The sequence below is a fragment of the Pseudomonas baltica genome (assembly GCF_014235765.1).
GTDB classification, from domain to species: Bacteria; Pseudomonadota; Gammaproteobacteria; order Pseudomonadales; family Pseudomonadaceae; genus Aquipseudomonas; species Aquipseudomonas baltica.
In genome coordinates, this window is record NZ_JACMYH010000001.1 from 1,487,424 (window position 1) to 1,503,402 (window position 15,979).

General features: G+C 63.5%; 19 protein-coding genes. 9 read left to right on the forward strand and 10 right to left on the reverse strand.

All coding sequences use genetic code 11. The annotated features are described in order from the left end of the window. Nucleotides 1-11: 11 nt before the first annotated feature. The 4 genes from H7993_RS06580 to H7993_RS06595 are packed head-to-tail and all read left to right on the forward strand — an operon-like array spanning nt 12 to nt 3,483. Nucleotides 12-1,058: an ABC transporter substrate-binding protein gene (locus tag H7993_RS06580; protein WP_185793847.1), complete on the forward strand. Its 1,047-nt coding sequence runs from the start codon at nt 12-14 to the stop codon at nt 1,056-1,058. 44 nt (nt 1,059-1,102) lie between these two features. After that, nucleotides 1,103-1,960: an ABC transporter permease subunit gene (locus H7993_RS06585; RefSeq protein WP_185793848.1), complete on the forward strand. Its 858-nt coding sequence runs from the start codon at nt 1,103-1,105 to the stop codon at nt 1,958-1,960. Then, complete coding sequence (locus H7993_RS06590; RefSeq protein WP_185793849.1) at nt 1,957-2,775, forward strand: ABC transporter permease; 819 nt, start codon at nt 1,957-1,959, stop codon at nt 2,773-2,775. The genes H7993_RS06585 and H7993_RS06590 overlap by 4 nt, the downstream gene beginning before the upstream one ends. 30 nt (nt 2,776-2,805) lie before the next feature. Next, nucleotides 2,806-3,483, forward strand: coding sequence for a GntR family transcriptional regulator (locus H7993_RS06595; protein WP_185793850.1), 678 nt, complete (start codon nt 2,806-2,808; stop codon nt 3,481-3,483). 12 nt (nt 3,484-3,495) lie between these two features. Here H7993_RS06595 and H7993_RS06600 read toward each other — a convergent pair whose 3' ends face one another. The 10 genes from H7993_RS06600 to H7993_RS06645 form a co-directional block, all read right to left on the reverse strand. Next, the gene (locus H7993_RS06600; RefSeq protein WP_185793851.1) at nt 3,496-4,404 is read right to left on the reverse strand and encodes a polysaccharide deacetylase family protein; all 909 of its coding nucleotides are present in this window, start codon (nt 4,402-4,404) and stop codon (nt 3,496-3,498) included. 45 nt (nt 4,405-4,449) lie between these two features. Continuing rightward, nucleotides 4,450-5,322: a MurR/RpiR family transcriptional regulator gene (locus H7993_RS06605; protein WP_185793852.1), complete on the reverse strand. Its 873-nt coding sequence runs from the start codon at nt 5,320-5,322 to the stop codon at nt 4,450-4,452. A gap of 21 nt (nt 5,323-5,343) precedes the next feature. Next, complete coding sequence (locus H7993_RS06610; RefSeq protein WP_185793853.1) at nt 5,344-6,591, reverse strand: cysteine desulfurase-like protein; 1,248 nt, start codon at nt 6,589-6,591, stop codon at nt 5,344-5,346. Between the two features lie 37 nt (nt 6,592-6,628). Beyond that, nucleotides 6,629-7,363 carry an amino acid ABC transporter ATP-binding protein gene (locus H7993_RS06615; protein ID WP_122479163.1) on the reverse strand — a complete coding sequence of 245 codons (735 nt, stop codon included), beginning with the start codon at nt 7,361-7,363 and terminating at the stop codon, nt 6,629-6,631. After that, the gene (locus tag H7993_RS06620) at nt 7,360-8,037 is read right to left on the reverse strand and encodes an amino acid ABC transporter permease (RefSeq protein WP_122479164.1); all 678 of its coding nucleotides are present in this window, start codon (nt 8,035-8,037) and stop codon (nt 7,360-7,362) included. Before H7993_RS06620 ends, H7993_RS06615 begins: the two co-directional genes overlap by 4 nt. A 51-nt stretch (nt 8,038-8,088) precedes the next feature. Continuing rightward, entirely contained in the window at nt 8,089-8,865 is a 777-nt protein-coding gene (locus tag H7993_RS06625) for a transporter substrate-binding domain-containing protein (protein ID WP_185793854.1), read from the reverse strand. 354 nt (nt 8,866-9,219) lie between these two features. Then, nucleotides 9,220-9,969: an SMC-Scp complex subunit ScpB gene (gene scpB, locus H7993_RS06630; RefSeq protein WP_185793855.1), complete on the reverse strand. Its 750-nt coding sequence runs from the start codon at nt 9,967-9,969 to the stop codon at nt 9,220-9,222. Then, the gene (locus H7993_RS06635; protein ID WP_163007620.1) at nt 9,966-10,667 is read right to left on the reverse strand and encodes a segregation and condensation protein A; all 702 of its coding nucleotides are present in this window, start codon (nt 10,665-10,667) and stop codon (nt 9,966-9,968) included. The genes scpB and H7993_RS06635 overlap by 4 nt, the downstream gene beginning before the upstream one ends. Nucleotides 10,668-10,798: 131 nt before the next feature. Next, nucleotides 10,799-11,428: an L-threonylcarbamoyladenylate synthase gene (locus H7993_RS06640; RefSeq protein ID WP_122479167.1), complete on the reverse strand. Its 630-nt coding sequence runs from the start codon at nt 11,426-11,428 to the stop codon at nt 10,799-10,801. A gap of 13 nt (nt 11,429-11,441) precedes the next feature. Next, entirely contained in the window at nt 11,442-12,302 is an 861-nt protein-coding gene (locus H7993_RS06645; RefSeq protein WP_122479168.1) for a PHP domain-containing protein, read from the reverse strand. 65 nt (nt 12,303-12,367) lie between these two features. Between H7993_RS06645 and H7993_RS06650 the strand changes: the two genes are divergently transcribed. From H7993_RS06650 to H7993_RS06670, 5 genes are all read left to right on the forward strand, one after another. Next, a complete protein-coding gene (locus H7993_RS06650) occupies nt 12,368-12,964 on the forward strand; it encodes a septation protein A (protein WP_122479169.1) in 597 nt (198 codons plus the stop codon). A 1-nt stretch (nt 12,965) separates the two neighbouring features. Beyond that, entirely contained in the window at nt 12,966-13,274 is a 309-nt protein-coding gene (locus H7993_RS06655) for a YciI family protein (RefSeq protein ID WP_122479170.1), read from the forward strand. Between the two features lie 8 nt (nt 13,275-13,282). Beyond that, nucleotides 13,283-13,960, forward strand: coding sequence for a response regulator transcription factor (locus tag H7993_RS06660; RefSeq protein WP_122479171.1), 678 nt, complete (start codon nt 13,283-13,285; stop codon nt 13,958-13,960). Nucleotides 13,961-14,113: 153 nt separating this feature from the next. After that, nucleotides 14,114-14,551 carry a Spy/CpxP family protein refolding chaperone gene (locus tag H7993_RS06665; RefSeq protein WP_122479172.1) on the forward strand — a complete coding sequence of 146 codons (438 nt, stop codon included), beginning with the start codon at nt 14,114-14,116 and terminating at the stop codon, nt 14,549-14,551. Nucleotides 14,552-14,617: 66 nt separating this feature from the next. Then, nucleotides 14,618-15,952, forward strand: a complete 1,335-nt coding sequence (locus H7993_RS06670) for a sensor histidine kinase (RefSeq protein WP_185793856.1) — start codon at nt 14,618-14,620, stop codon at nt 15,950-15,952. The last annotated feature ends 27 nt before the right edge of the window (nt 15,953-15,979 follow it).

Consider the following 15,979-nt stretch of genomic DNA (forward strand, 5'->3'; position numbering starts at 1 on the left):
AGGAATCGACGATGGATATATCCCGCAGACGCATCATGCAATCCGCCCTGGCCCTGGGTGCACTGCAGCTTTTCCCGCAGTTGACCATGGCCCAGGCGCGCAATCTGGTGTTCGCGACGTTTACCGGCAGCTGGGAAGAAGCACACAAGGCCGTGCTGGTGCCTGCCGCGCTGGAACACATGAAAGACGGAAACATCATTCTCGACCCGATGATCTCTGTCGACCAGATCTCCAAGGTCATGGCCTCCCGTGAACATCCGCCCATCGACGTCATGCTGCACGATCCGGGCCCTGCCCTGACCGCCATCGAACAGGGCTTGATCGAGCCCTACCCGGTGGCGGACAGCGCCTACTACCAGCAGCTGATGCCCGAAGCCCAAGACCCGATGGGGCCGAGCATCTTCTATCAGATCGTCGGCCTGACCTATAACCCGGACACTATCCAGACCCCTCCCGACTCCTGGATGGACCTGTGGAAGCCCGAGTACAAGGGCCGGGTAGGCATCACCAACATGAACTCCTCCCTGGGCACCGGCTTCATGGTCGAGCTGGCCAAACTGCATGGCGGCTCGGACAGCAACATCGAACCGGCCTTTGAACTGCTGGCCAAACTCAAGCCCAACCTGGCCGCCGTCGCCGCCAACCCCGGTCAACTGGCGTCGCTGTTCCAGCAAGGCCAGATCGACATCAGCCCAGGCAACTTCAACGCCATCCAGATCCTCAAGGCCCGTGGCGTACCGGTGGAATGGGTGGCGCCCAAGGAAGGCGCGATCGCGTTCAAGACCAGTATCCATATCGTCAAGAACTCACCGAATCGCGATCTGGCTTTCGCCTTGATCGAGGCGTCGATGTCGCCCCAGGTGCAATCGCAGCTGATGGAAGCGCCGTACCTGGTAGTGCCGACCAACATGCAGGTGAAGATGTCTGGCGAGATAGCCGAATCACTGGCCAAGGATCAGGCAGAAATGAAGTCGCGGTTTCGCTTTCAGGACTGGAAGGTGATCAATCCGAACCGGGCGGCCTGGATCGAGCGCTTCAACAAGGACATCCAGGTCTGAGCCATGCCTGAAGCCATCCCTTCCCGCTGTAAGGAGTGCGGCACGTGAGCGCCCGAAACCATGACGTCACCGTGTACAGCCTGCGCTACGGCCTGCCGTTGGCAGCATTCTTCGTGCTGTTCTTCATCACGCCGCTGTTGTTGCTGGTGCTGGTCAGCCTGCACGACGACACCGCCGTCAGCGTCTGGGGCGTGGCGCAATACGTGAAGATCTTCGGCGAAGGCCTGGCCCTGCGCGTGCTTGGCGATACCTTGTGGCTCGGCGTGCAGGTTACCGTGCTGTGCCTGGCCCTGGGCTACGCTCTGGCCTGGGCCTACGTGCGCAGTTCGCCGACCACCCAGAAGGTGCTGATGATGATCATCGTCATGCCCCTGCTGACCAGCGTGGTGGTGCGCACCTTCGCCTGGGTAGTGATCCTCGGGCGCCAGGGCATCGTCAACGAACTGCTGCTGGGCTGGGCATGGATCGACAAGCCACTGCGCCTGCTCTACTCCCGCGAAGGATTGATCTGGGCCCTGGCCAATGTGCAGTTGCCGCTGATGACCCTGCCCCTGATCACTACCTTGCAACGCCTGGAAAGCAATCTGGAGGATGCCTCCGCCGCCTTGGGCGCCAATGCCTGGCGCACCTTCCGGCGGATCACCGTGCCGCTGTCGCTACCGGGCATCATCGCTGGCAGCCTGCTGACCTTCTCGGCAACCATCACCGCCTTCATCACGCAGTCTCTGGTAGGTGGCGGGCAGATGCTGTTCATGCCGATGTACATCTACCAGCAGGCGTCGGCCCTGCAGAACTGGCCATACGCTGCAGCCATCTCGCTGGTGTTCCTGGTGGCCGTGATCGGCTGCGTGACGCTGTTGAGCTATTTGGGCCGCCTCAGCAAGGGGTACGCGACCACATGAGCATGGGACGTCGAAACGACCTGTCGGACATCGCCCTCAAGGGCATCCTCTATCTGGTGGCCTGGGCCGCCCTTATCCTGTTGCTGGCACCGACGCTGATCGTGCTGATCGTCTCGTTCACCGACAGCTACTCGCTGCGCTTTCCGCCTCAGGGCTTCTCGACACGCTGGTATGTCGCCCTGCTCAAGGCGTTCACCCTGCATTTCGCGGCGTGGAACAGCTTTCTGGTGGCGTCGATGACCACGCTTTTGTGTGTGGTCATGGGCACTGCCGCCTCGCTGGCCATCGCCCGTTCCACGAGCAAGACAGCGCGCTGCCTCGATGCGCTGTTCATGTCACCGTTGATTCTGCCGGGGCTGGCGTTCGGCCTGTCGGCATTGATCTTTTTCAGCGAGCTGGGCGTGCCGGTATCGATGACGACGCTAGTGATCGGTCACACCGTGGTCTGCGTACCCTACGTCATCCGTACCACCTCTTCGGCGCTGATGCAGTTGCCGCCGGCGCTGCTGGAAAGCGCTGCCAGCCTGGGTGCTTCGAGAGCGCACGCGTTGCGGCGTATTACCTTGCCGCTGATTGCGCCAGGCATCGCGGCCGGGGCATTCATTGCGTTCATGTCGTCGTTCGATAACACTGCCGTCTCGCTGTTCCTGCGCGATGCACGCACCGACATGCTGCCGATCCGCATGTGGCAGGACCTGGAGAGCAAACTGGACGTCACCATTGCCGCTCTGTCCAGCGTGCTGGTCATTGTCACCCTGGTGATGATGGTAGTGATGGAAAAATTGACCGGCATCAGTCGGCGCATCCGCGGCTGACCGCGGGCAAGGGTACGTCAGGAAACGGATATGGATCTGAACACACCACAGGATGCCGATGGCATCGCCGAACACATTACCATCGCCATCATGGAGCACCGCCTGCCGCCGGGTATCAAGCTGGCCGAGGAGAAACTTGCGATCGCGTTTGGCGTGGGCCGCAACAAGATTCGCCAGGCGCTCATGGCGCTGGCCAAGGAAGGCTTGGTCAAGCTGCACCCCAACCGAGGCGCGTTCGTCACCAGCCCCACCGTGCAGGAAACCCGTGACCTGTTCGCCACCCGCCGGTTGCTTGAACCGGAGATCATTCGCAATGTCATCCACCGCTCGACCAAGGCCCAGCGCAAGCCTTTACATGCCCACCTGAAAAAGGAGGCCCTGGCGCGCAAGAACCAGGATCGGCGCGCCTTGATCAAGCTGTCCGGGGATTTCCACAGCCTGCTGGCCGAGATCGGTGGCAACAGCTTCATCACTCGCATCATGCGCCAGCTGTGTCCGGTGACGTCGCTGATGCACGCGCTCTACGACGGTCCGCAGATGCATGCCTGCCCCGAGGACGAACACAGCGCGATCGTCGCCGCCATCGAAGCCCAGGACGAAAAACGTGCCATTGCCCTGATGCTGCATCACCTCGCCCACGTGGAAAGCGTGCTGGACCTGAGCCAGGAACAGCACAGCGCGATCAGGTGGGAGAGTGTCTTCGGGTAAAGAGAGCCGCTTTCACACTGCGGCAGCGTCACGCTCCAGCCACGCCTGGGCGATCTGCTCGCGAGTGGCGAACCACACGCCTTCGTGGCCCTGTGCGTACTCGATGAACTTCTGCAAGGCGCGTATCCGGCCCGGGCGTCCGACCATGCGCGGGTGCAGGCCGACGGACATCATGCGCAGGCCGTCTGCAGATTCTTCGTGCAGCACCTCGAAGCTTTCCTTCATGTACTCGAGAAAGTCGGAAGCCTGGGACAAGCCCGGCGAATTCCAGTAGCGGAAATCATTGACGTCACTGGTGTACGGCACCACCAGGCGGCGTTTGCCTTCGACGTCGACGAAGTACGGCACGTCATCGTTGTAGGCATCGGAGTCATAGAGGAAACCGCCCTCCTCGGCCACCAGGCGACGGGTGCGCACGCTGGCGCCATAGCGGCAGTACCAGCCTACCGGGCGCTTGCCGCAGGTGCGCTGGAAGGACTCGATGGCCAGGCGAATGTGCTCGCGCTCCTGCTCCTCGGTGAGGCGGAACACTTCCTCCCAACGGTAGCCATGGCTGCATACTTCATGGCCCAGCTCGACCGCCGCGCGCGCCACGTCGGGGTTCTGCTCGAAGGCCACCGCGCAGGCATGAAACGTGGCCGGCACGTTGGCCTTCTGCAGAATCTGCAGGATGCGCCAGATACCGACCCGCGAGCCGTATTCGTACATCGATTCCATGGCCAGGTTGCGTACGCCATCGGGAAACTGATAGCTGCCCCACTCGGTCATGCTTTCCTGATCGGGATCGCCCATGGCCAGGGACCGTTCGGAGCCTTCCTCGTAGTTGATGACCAGGCTGATCGCCAGCCGGGCGCCATTGGGCCAGGTACCCTGGGGACGTTGCTGGCCATAGCCGACCAGATCTCTTAGGGGTGATGTCACGGTACGGCTCTCCAGCAGGTTGGGCAAAATGCCGGGCCTGGGGCCTCAGCAGTCGATATCTTTCAAAGCGTCGTGGTCGATGCCGCCAAAGGTTTCACCTGCGGCGAAGGCCAGGCCCATGGCCAGTGTCTGGGCCACGCAGAACGCGGCGGTCAACGAGCGAAAGCCAAGCAGTTCGGCGTCGTCGACTTCGATCATCACCGAAGCGCATTGGCCGATGGGGCTGAGCAAGCTGTCGGTGATGGCAACGATCGGCGTACCGGCCGCCACCGCCTGGGTGCAGGCGTCGATGGTTTCCTGGGAATAAGGAGGGAAGCTCACCGCCACCAGCACGTCGTCACCGTGCAGTGCGCCGACCTGCTCGCGCAGGCTGCCGCCCAGGCCGCTGATGTGTACGGCGCGCCGGCCGACACGGCTCAGGGCATAGCTGAGGTAGGCAGCCATCGGAAACGAACGGCGCATGCCCACCACGAACGTGGTGCGCGCCTGTTGCAGCAAGCCGATGGCCTGTTCCAGCGCCTGCACCTGCTGCCCTTCGGCAAGGTGTTCGAGGGAGACGATGTTGGCCCGGCTGAAGGCGCCGAGCATGGCGCCCACATCGGTCGGGTCGTCGAGCAACTGTTCGCCTCGATAGTGGCGAATACGTTCCTTGAAGCTGCCCTGCCCGGCTTTCTCCAGCGGCGCCTTGCACACCCGCTGCAGGTCGCTGAAACCGCCAAAGCCCAAGGCCTGGGCCAGACGAATGAACGCCGAAGCGGGGATCTGCGAACGCGCGGCCAGGGCCGCGACCGTGTTGAGCGCTACATCATGGGGGTGCTCGATCACGTACTGGGCGGCATCGCGCATGCGCGCAGTGAGTTTGTCCTGCCCCACCGCAATAGCGCTGCGCAGTTCTTCAAGGGTGTGCGGTAATGGCATGGTTCAGTGGCTCGATGGCGGTCAGCTGGGACGCAGGTCTGCGATGGCTCGGGCCAGGCATTCCACCAGCCGCGTCATTTCATCGACGGTGTTGTAGTGCGCAATGGAAACGCGTACCACCCCTCCCTGAGGTGCCAGGCCCAGTTCTTCGATCAAGTGACGGGCATAGAAGTCACCAAAACGAATGCCGATGCGTGCCGCGTCCACCTGTCGCACGATGGCCTCGGACTGCACGCCCTCGACGACGAAGCTGATGGTCGGTACCCGGTCGCCCGCGGTCACCCGTGGTTTGCCGATGATGCGTACGCCGTCGGCCTCGCGCAGATAGCCCAGGAGAATCTCGGCCAGGAGGTTTTCCTGCACCTCGAACGCATCGAAGGCCGCCTGCATGATCTGCCGCTCGCTGCCTGCGGTGCCCAGGCGCCGGCCGATGTCCAGCAGGTAGTCACTGATGCCCATGCAACCGTAGGACAGTTCGTAGTTGACGTTGCCCGGCTGCAGCTTGTACGGCAGCACGTCCTGGCCGATGAAGAAATGGTTGAGGCTGGGCAGTTCCAGCAGCAGTTCGCGCTTGCCCCACAGCACCGCGAAATGCGGGCCGAACACTTTGTAGAAGCTGAACACGTAATAGTCGGCGCCGCTGGCCTGCACATCGACCAGACGGTGCGGTGCGTACGCCACCGCGTCCACCACCAGCTTGGCACCGCAGGCGTGCACGCGCTCGGCGACCTGCGCGACCGGGTTGACGCTGCCCAGAATGTTCGACGCGTGGGTCATCGCCACGTAACGCGTGCGCGGCCCGAGAAGTTGCTCGAGGTCGCGCAGCTCCAGCTCCAGGCTCGACGGATCCACCGACCATACGCGCAGGGTGGCCCCGCGCTCTTGGCACAGGCGCTGCCAGGGGCCGATGTTGGCTTCGTGGTCGCTGTGCGTGACGATGATCTCGTCGCCCGCGCTGATCGACGGCGCAATCGCCCGAGCCAGCAGCTGCAGCAACAAGGTGGTCGAACCGGCCATCACACACTCTTCAGAGTGGCGGGCGTTGATCAGCTGGGCCACCGAGGCGCGTGCTTCCAGCACTTTCTCACCGGCCTTGACCGATGGCGCGTACGAGGCGCCCAGTTGCACCGCGTGGTTGAGCAGGTACTCGGTGATGCGCTCGGCCACCGGCTTGAGCACCGCCGAGCCGCCGGCGTTGTCCAGGTAGCCGTAGCCGTCGGCGAGTGCGGGAAATTGGCGACGGACGTAGTCGATATCGAGGGCAGTCAAAGTGAGTCTCCCGTTTGCTTGTTAGGGGTAGAGCCTGTCAGTGGTGCAGGATGGCCTGCAGGAATGCCTGGGTACGGGGTTCCTGGGGCGCGGTGAAGAAGGCCTGGGGATGGTTCTGTTCGATGATGCGCCCGGTTTCCATGAAGATCACCCGGTCGGCGACCTTGCGCGCGAAGCCCATCTCGTGGGTCACCACGATCATAGTCACCCCGGAACGGGCAAGGTTCTGCATCACGTCGAGCACTTCGCCGACCATTTCCGGGTCCAGCGCCGAGGTCGGCTCGTCGAACAGGATCACCCGTGGCTCCATGGCCATGGTCCGGGCGATCGCGACCCGTTGCTGCTGACCCCCGGACAGTTGGCTGGGGTACTTGTCGGCATGCGCGGACATGCCGACCTTTTCCAGCAACAGCCGCGCGCGCTCCTGGGCATCACGTCGGTTCATGCCGCGCACGCGCACCGGCGCCAGGGCCACGTTGGCGAGCACGGTGAGGTGGGGGTAGAGATTGAAGTTCTGAAACACCATGCCCACTTCGCAGCGGATGCCGGCAAGCTTGGGGCCGGTTTCCACGCGCTGCCCGGACACCCGGATGTCGCCACCCTGGTAGGGCTCGAGCAGGTTGATGCAGCGAATCAGGGTGGACTTGCCCGACCCCGAAGGCCCCAGGATCACCACCACTTCGCCCTGGGCGACAGTCAGGTTGATGTCGCTGAGGGCCTGGAATGGCCCGTAGAACTTGTCCAGTCGTTCGATTTCGATGACGTTGCTCATGCGCGCTTGCCTCCGCTGCCGTTGCGACGCTCTACCCAGCTGACCAACTGCACCAGTGGCAGCAGCAACAGGAGGTACATGATCGCCGCCCCCACCAGCGGCGTTGGATTGGCCGACAGCGCCTGGGCCTGGGTGGCCTGCTTGAGCAGGTCGGGCATGGCGACCACTGACGCCAGTGCCGTGTCCTTCATGACGTTGATGCAGTTGCTGGTCATGGGCGGCAAGACGATGCGCATGGCCTGGGGCAGGATCACGTCGCGCATGGTGTTGAAGAAGCTCATGCCCTGGGAAGCCGCCGCTTCGAACTGACCCTTGGGGATAGCCTCGATGCCGGAACGGAAGATCTCCGCCGAATAGGCGCACGACACCAGGGACAGCGCGGCCGTGGCAGCAGCGAAGGACGACAGGCGAATGCCGACGAAGGGCAAGGCGTAGTAGATCAACACCAGCAGGACCAGCAGCGGTATGGACCGCAGCACATCGATGTACACCCGTGCCAGCCAGCGCACGGGGGTGTAGCCGTACAATCTGAGCATGGCCAGCAGCAGACCGCCGGCCAGGCCCAGCACGATACTCACCACGCCGAGCAATATGGTCACGCCAAGGCCGCGCAGCATCAAAGGCAGCGCGTCGACGAACACGTCCCAGTTGAAGAAAGTCTGTAGCAACTCCATGAACGGTTACCTTGGTCGTGGGCCGGTAGCGGGCGGGCCGAAGCGCGGTGCTTATTGCGGAACGTCGACGACTTTCACGGTGCTGGAGTCGTCTGCGGCGGCCGCACCGAACCACTTCTTGTGCAGGTCGGCGATCACGCCGTCTTTTTTCATCTCGCTGATGATCGTGTTCACTCGCGCGCCTTCGGCCCAGCCCTTGGCGTGCATCAGCGAGTATTTCTCGCCGGTGGGAATGCGCGCGACCACGGCATACTGTGGCTTGTCCTTGATGTAATAGAGCACGGCCGGAATGTCGCTGATGTAGCCATCCATGCGCCCGGACGCCAGGTCGAGCATGGCCGGCGACAGCCCTTCGTAGCGCGAGATGTCCTTGAACTTGTACTCGCCCTGATGCTTGGCGGCCCACATGTCCCCGGTCGAACCGGTGTCGACGCCGACCACTTTGCCGCTCATGTCATCCAGGCCCTTGATGCCGGACTTGGTCAGCACCGACAGCGACTGGTCGCTGTCGTAGTACGGCTGCGCGAACCCTACCGATTCCAGACGCTTGGGCGTGATGGTGATGGAAGAAATGGCGATGTCGGCGCGCTTGGACTGCACGGCGCTGAACAGGCCATTGAACGGGATGTTGACGAACTCCACGGTCTTGCCGGCGCGCTTGGCGACTTCCTTCACCACGTCGACTTCAAAGCCGACGATGTCGCCCTTGGCGTCCTGGAACTCCCAGGGCACATTGCCCACGTTGGCACCGACGGTCCAATCGGCAGCCAGTGCCGAGGCCGAAAACGCAGTGGCCACAGCCATGCTCAAAAGTAATTTCACGCTCATGTCCAGCTCCCCGATTCACGTCAGTGCCAATGGCGGCCTGGGTGCTTGCGCAGGCCTGTCGAGAACGAGACTAGGGCCAAGGATCAAATACTTCAAGAAATAAATTTAATGAATTAAATGCTCCACAGGAGGGCAGTACGTGCCCGCATTGGTGCATCTGGCAAACGCAGGAAGCGTACGGTATGGCGGCTGCCGGACGCAGCACACAGGCCAAGGGCGCACCTTGGCAGAGCATGTTCACCCCCCTCCCCCGTAGGAGCGGTCAGTGGCCGCGAAAGCCTCGATGCGGTCCACCTGCCCCACCGCGCCGGCCTTTTCGCGGGCAGAGCCCGCTCCCGCAGGTCTACCTTGCAATCAGCGGTCGTCGTCGGTCGGCGCGGGGTTCTGGAGCAGGTCGTCGAAGTCGATCTTGAGGCCCTGTTCCATGGAATCAAGCTCCACCAGCAACGATCGAAAGCTGGTCTCGTCCTTGGCCGGGGCCTCGCCCTCGGCGCTGGCATCGGCCAGCGCCTGCAGATGAGCAGGCACTGGCGCATCGTCGTCGTGGTCTTCGAGGATGGTTTCAGGTTCCATCTCGCGCAGCACTGCCAATGGCGGCAGCTCATCGAGGCTCTTGAGGTTGAAATGGTCGAGAAAGGCCTTGGTGGTGGCGAACATCGCCGGCCGGCCCGGCACGTCGCGATAGCCCACCACGCGGATCCACTCGCGTTCCACCAGCGTCTTGACGATATTGCTGTTGACCGCCACGCCACGCACGTCCTCGATCTCGCCACGGGTGATGGGCTGGCGATAGGCAATCAGGGCCATGGTTTCCAGCAGCGCACGGGAATAGCGCTGCGGCCGTTCTTCCCAGAGCCGGCCCACCCAGGGCGCGTACTTCTCGCGAATCTGCAGGCGGTACCCCGAGGCGACCTCGACCAGTTCGAAAGCGCGCTTTTCGCAGGACTTGCCCAGCACCTCCAGGGCCTTCTTGAACACCGCCGGCTCCGGCCGCTCGGCTTCCTCGAACAGCTCATGGAGGCGTTCCAGAGACTGCGGCTTTCCGGAGGCCAGCAGAAAGGCTTCGAGCAGTGGCGCCAGATCGCGCGGGTCAGTCAGATTCATTGTTCGGCTCGGGCGCGCACATGGATAGCGGCAAAGGCGTCATTCTGCACCAGTTCGATCAACTGCTCCTTGACCAGTTCGAGAATGGCCATGAAGGTTACCACCACGCCCAGCTTGCCCTCCTCGGCACCGAACAGCTCGACGAAAGGCACGAAGCCACCGCCGCGCAGGCGTTCGAGCACCTGGCTCATGCGTTCGCGGGTCGACAGGGCCTCGCGGCTGACCTGATGGCTTTCGAACATGTCGCTGCGCCGTAACACGTCGGCCATCGACATCAGCAGCTCGTCCAGGCTGACCTCGGGCAGCAGCTTGCGTACCTTGGCCAGAGGTGCATCGAGCTTGGGCACGTAGAGGTCGCGGCCTACCCGCTTGAGGGTATCGATACCTTCGGCGGCGGCCTTGAAGCGCTCGTATTCCTGCAGGCGGCGAATCAGCTCGGCCCGCGGGTCGTGCTCGTCATCCTCGACCACGGCGCTGCGCGGCAACAGCATGCGCGATTTGATCTCCGCAAGCATGGCGGCCATCACCAGATATTCGGCGGCCAACTCCAGGCGTACGGTTTTCATCAGCTCGACGTAGCCCATGTACTGACGGGTGATCTCCGCCACGGGAATGTCGAGGATGTCGATGTTCTGCTTGCGGATCAGGTACAGCAGCAGGTCGAGCGGGCCTTCGAACGCTTCGAGGAACACCTCCAGCGCATCCGGCGGGATGTACAGGTCCTGCGGCATCTGGGTGAACGCCTGGCCGTAGACCAGCGCCAGTTGCAGCTGCTCGGGCGAGCCCTGGGCGAGATTCGCCGGCGGATTGTCGACCGCGCTCAGATCACTCACGCCATGGCCGCGAATGGTGCCGGATCGCCACAGCCCACGCGCACCACTTGCGGATCGCCATCGGCGAGGTTGATGACGGTGGACGCCTCGGTGCCGCCGAAACCGCCATCGATGATCAGGTCGACCTGCTTTTCCAGCAACTGGCGCATTTCGTAAGGGTCGCTGAGCGGCTCCTTGGCGCCGGGCATGATCAGGCTCACGCTCATCAGCGGCTCACCCAACTCTTCCAGCAAGGCCAAGGCGATCGGATGGCTGGGCACGCGCAAACCGATGGTCCGGCGCTTGGGATGCAGCAGCAGGCGCGGGACTTCACGGGTGGCGCTCAGAATGAAGGTGTAGGGCCCCGGCGTGTGCGCCTTGAGCAGACGAAACGCCGCGGTGTCGACTTTGGCGAACAGCCCCAGTTGCGAGAGGTCGCAGCAGATGATCGCGAAATTGTGCTTGTCGTCCAGCTGACGCAGCCGGCGCACCCGTTCCACGGCGTTCTTGTCGCCGATCTGGCAACCGATGGCGTAGGAAGAGTCGGTGGGGTAGATCACGATGCCACCGCCGCGAATGATCTCGACCGCTTGCTTGATCAGCCGCGGCTGCGGGTTCTGCGGATGGATCTGAAAGAATTGACTCACGTTGGCATCCTGTTCAGGCGGAGGTTGACGGGTCGTGCTTGAACCGCGCGGACAACGGCGGCAGGTCGACGGGCAATGGCCGATAGACACCGATTTCACCCCACGTGCCCGGGCCGTGGAAGTCGCTGCCGCCACTGACCATCAAGCCGAATTCGCGGGCCAGGATGGACAGCGTGCCGACCTGTTCGGCGGCCTGCATGCCGTTGACCACCTCGATCGCATGGCCACCGGCCTGGATGTAGTCGCCGATCAGCTTGCGCCGCTTGCTGCGCGTGAAATCGTAGTGCAGCGGATGAGCCAGGCTGATCCAGGCCTTCGCCTCGCGCAATGTGCGCACGGTGTCCTCGAGGGTGGGCCAGTGTTGCTTGACGTCACCCAGCTTGCCCGCCCCCAGCCACTTGCGGAACGCTTCCTGGCGGTCCTTGACGTGGCCCTGCTGCACGAGGAAATCGGCGAAGTGCGGTCGCGCCGGCGCATTGCCGCTGTCGCCCAGACCCTTCTGGATGGCCCGAGCACCGTCCAGCGCACCCGGCATGCCCTTGAGCGCCAGGCGTCGGTCGATTTCCTCGGCACGCAGCCAGCGACCGTGGTGCAGGCTGTCGAGCGCGGCCACCAGCGGCGGTGCATCCAGAGCGAAATTGTAACCGAGCACGTGGATGGTGGCACCGCCCCAGGTGCACGACATTTCGACACCACTGACCCACTGCATGTTCAGTGCTGTGGCCGCCGCACGGGCCTCTGGCAGGCCTTCCAGGGTGTCGTGGTCGGTCAGGGCCAGGGTCTGCACGCCATGATCGAACGCTCGCTGCACCAGAACGGCAGGCGCGAGGGCGCCATCGGAGGCGGTGCTGTGGCAGTGCAGGTCAACATTCATAGTGGCGCTTTCGCAGTCATTGATGTTTGTTATTATGCCGTCACATCCTGCTTCTGGCTGCCATTGTGAAACAATTGATCGATTTCATCCCGCTGCTCCTGTTCCTCATCGTCTACAAGACCGACCCGCACATGGTCGACCTGGCGGGGTACAGCTTCGAACTGGGCGGCATCTTCAGTGCTACCAAGGTGCTCATCGCCAGTTCGGTGATCGTCTATGGCCTGCTGTTCCTCAAGCAGCGCAAGCTGGAAAAGGGCCAGTGGCTGACCCTGATCGCCTGCCTGGTGTTCGGCAGCCTGACCCTGGCCTTCCATAGCGAGACCTTCCTCAAGTGGAAGGCGCCGGTGGTCAACTGGCTGTTCGCCCTGGCGTTCGCCGGCAGTCATTTCATCGGCAAGCAACTGCTGATCAAGCGCATGATGGGCCACGCGCTGACCCTGCCGGACCCGATCTGGGCGAAACTCAACGTTGCGTGGGTGGTCTTCTTCCTGTTCTGCGGCGCCGCCAACCTGTTCGTGGCTTTCACTTTCGAGCAGTTCTGGGTCGACTTCAAAGTGTTCGGCAGCCTGGCCATGACCTTGCTGTTCCTGGTGGGCCAAGGTATCTACCTGTCCCGTCACCTGCATGATTCCGATCGTACAACACCTAAAACCGAGGATTGACATGCTCTACGCCATCATTGCCACCGACACGCCCAACTCCCTGGAAAAGCGCCTGGCCGCACGGCCCGAGCACCTGGAGCGGCTGAAACAGCTGGAAGCCGCCGGGCAACTGGTACTCGCCGGGCCACACCCGGCCATCGACAGCAACGACCCAGGCGAGAGCGGCTTCAGCGGCAGCCTCATCGTGGCCCGCTTCGAGTCCCTGGACGAAGCCCAGGCCTGGGCCGGCGCCGACCCGTTCGTTGCCGCCGGGGTGTACAAGGACGTGCTGGTCAAACCCTTCAAGCAGACTTTGCCTGCGCCCGAATGAAGGTCTAGATGAGCGATCTGCTACTGATCGACGATGACGTCGAGCTGTGTGAACTGCTGAACAGCTGGTTGAGCCAGGAAGGGTTCCAGGTCCGCGCCTGCCACGATGGCAGCAGCGCACGCAAGGCCCTGGCCGAGCTGGCACCGGCGGCCGTGGTGCTCGACGTGATGCTGCCCGACGGCAGCGGCCTGGAACTGCTCAAGCAGCTGCGCAGCGAACACGCCGAGTTGCCAGTGCTGATGCTCTCGGCGCGGGGCGAACCGCTTGATCGCATCCTGGGCCTGGAGCTGGGCGCCGACGACTACCTGGCCAAACCCTGTGATCCGCGCGAACTGACCGCCCGCCTGCGCGCGGTACTGCGCCGCAGCCACCCGGTTGCCGTGGCGGGGCAGATGGAGCTGGGCGACCTGTGCTTCAGTCCGGCGCGCGGCGTGGTCAGCATCGATCAACACGACATCAACCTGACCGTGTCCGAAAGCCGCCTGCTCGAGGCACTCATGCGCCAGCCGGGCGAGCCCCTGGAGAAACAGGAGCTGGCGCAGATCGCACTGGGCCGCAAGCTCACCCTCTACGACCGCAGCCTGGACATGCACGTCAGCAATCTGCGCAAGAAGATCGGCCCGCATGCCGACGGACGCCCGCGGATCATGGCCCTGCGCAGCCGTGGCTATTTCTATGCGCAATAGCTGCCGCCGCGTGCGGCGCGAACGGCCTGGTTTGTAAATGCCACCCGCGTCATGTCTTTACACAAGCCTTACGCGGCATTGACCGCGCCTGACCTTGATCTCCATAAACTGGGCACATCCGGTAAACACCGGGAACCAGACAGGAGATTCACCATGCGCAAGACGACACTCGCAATGCTGTTCGCCGCTACCCTGCCGACCCTGGCCATGGCCATGCCGCAGGGCGGCCCTGACGGTTTCGGCCCAGGCCCAGGCAAGGGCGGCCCAGGCCCTCGTGGCGGCGAGCCATTCGCCCAGCTCGACCTGACCCACGAGCAACGCACCCAGGTGGGCAAACTGATGGGCGAAGAACGCCATCAGCAGCGCGACATCACCAAGAAGTACCTGGACAAGCTGCCGGCGGCCGATCGCAAGGCCATGGAAGATGAAATCAAGGCCAACCACGACAAGGCCCAGGCCGACGTACGTGCAGTGCTCAAGCCCGAACAGCAGAAGCAGTTCGACGAAATGAAAAAGAAGCAGGACGAGCGCCGCGCCGAATGGGCCGAATTCCAGGCCTGGAAAGCCCAGCAAGGCAAGAAAACCCAGTAATATCGGCGCAAGCCCCCAGCCCGGTCCGCGCATGCGTACCGGGCTTCTTTCATTGAGGAATTTGCCTTGCGTTCACTGTTCTGGCGCATCCTGGCCAGCTTCTGGCTGGCCATCGCCCTGGTAGCCGGCCTGTCGGTACTGCTGGGCCACATGTTGAACCAGGACACCTGGATCCTCAGTCGGCACCCGGCGGTGAAGCATTTTGCCCAGGACTGGGTGGAGCGTTACGAAAGCAAAGGCGCCGAGGCGGCCCAGGAACTGCTCGAACAGCGCAAGCGCCGCTATCGCATCGACACTCAAGTGCTCAACGAAGCTGGCGAGGCTGTGGTACCGGGGACCTTCCCGCGTCGCGCCGAAGCCTTCGAGGCGCGCCACAACGAAGCCGATCGCGACCTGCCGTGGCGCCGACTGACGGCGGACTACACCAGCCCCACCACGGGCGACACCTACTTGCTGATCTACCGCATCCCGCACCCCGAACTCGACTCGTGGCACCGCGACTCCCTGCTCATGCCGATCAGCGCACTGGTGATCGCATTGGTCGTACTGACGCTGTTCAGCCTGATGGTGACGTTGTCCATCACGCGCCCATTGAGCAGGCTGCGCGGTGCCGTGCACGAATTGGGGCAGACCACCTATCAGCAGAACAGCCTGGCGCAGCTGGCCAGTCGTCGCGACGAATTCGGCGTGCTGGCGCGCGACTTCAACCGCATGGGTGCGCGCCTGCAGAGCCTGATCGGCAGCCAGCGACAGCTGTTGCGCGACGTGTCCCACGAGTTGCGTTCGCCCCTGGCGCGGCTGCGCATCGCCCTGGCCTTGGCGGAACGGGCCGAGCCTGCCCAGCGCGACCTGTTGTGGCCGCGCCTGACGCGCGAATGCGATCGTCTTGAAGCCTTGATCAGCGAGATCCTGGTGCTGGCGCGGGTCGATGCGGAGCAAGCCACGGCCGAAGACGTGGACCTGCCGGCACTCCTGCAGGCGGTGCGAAAGGACGCCTTGATCGCCGTGCCGGAGCGGGCCATCGAGCTGGACGTTGCCGCGCACCTATCGCTGCAGGGCTGGCCGACCATGATCGAACGGGCCGTGGACAACCTGCTGCGCAACGCCCTGCGCTTCAACCCTGGGCCCGCACCGGTCGTGCTGTCGGCGCAACAGGTGCAAGGGCGGGTGCGCATCAGCGTGCGCGATCACGGCCAGGGCGTGGCGGAGGAACACCTGGCGCGCCTGAGCGAGCCATTCTTCCGCGCACCGGGCCAGAGCGCTGCAGGCCATGGCCTGGGCCTGGCCATCGCCCGCCGCGCCGCCGAGCGACACGGCGGCAGCCTGCAGCTGGAAAACCACCCTGAAGGCGGCTTGATCGCGACCCTGGACCTGCCGCCGGTACCGGTGGTGGTGGCCTAGACCGCCGCGATCGGTTGGCTCGAACCT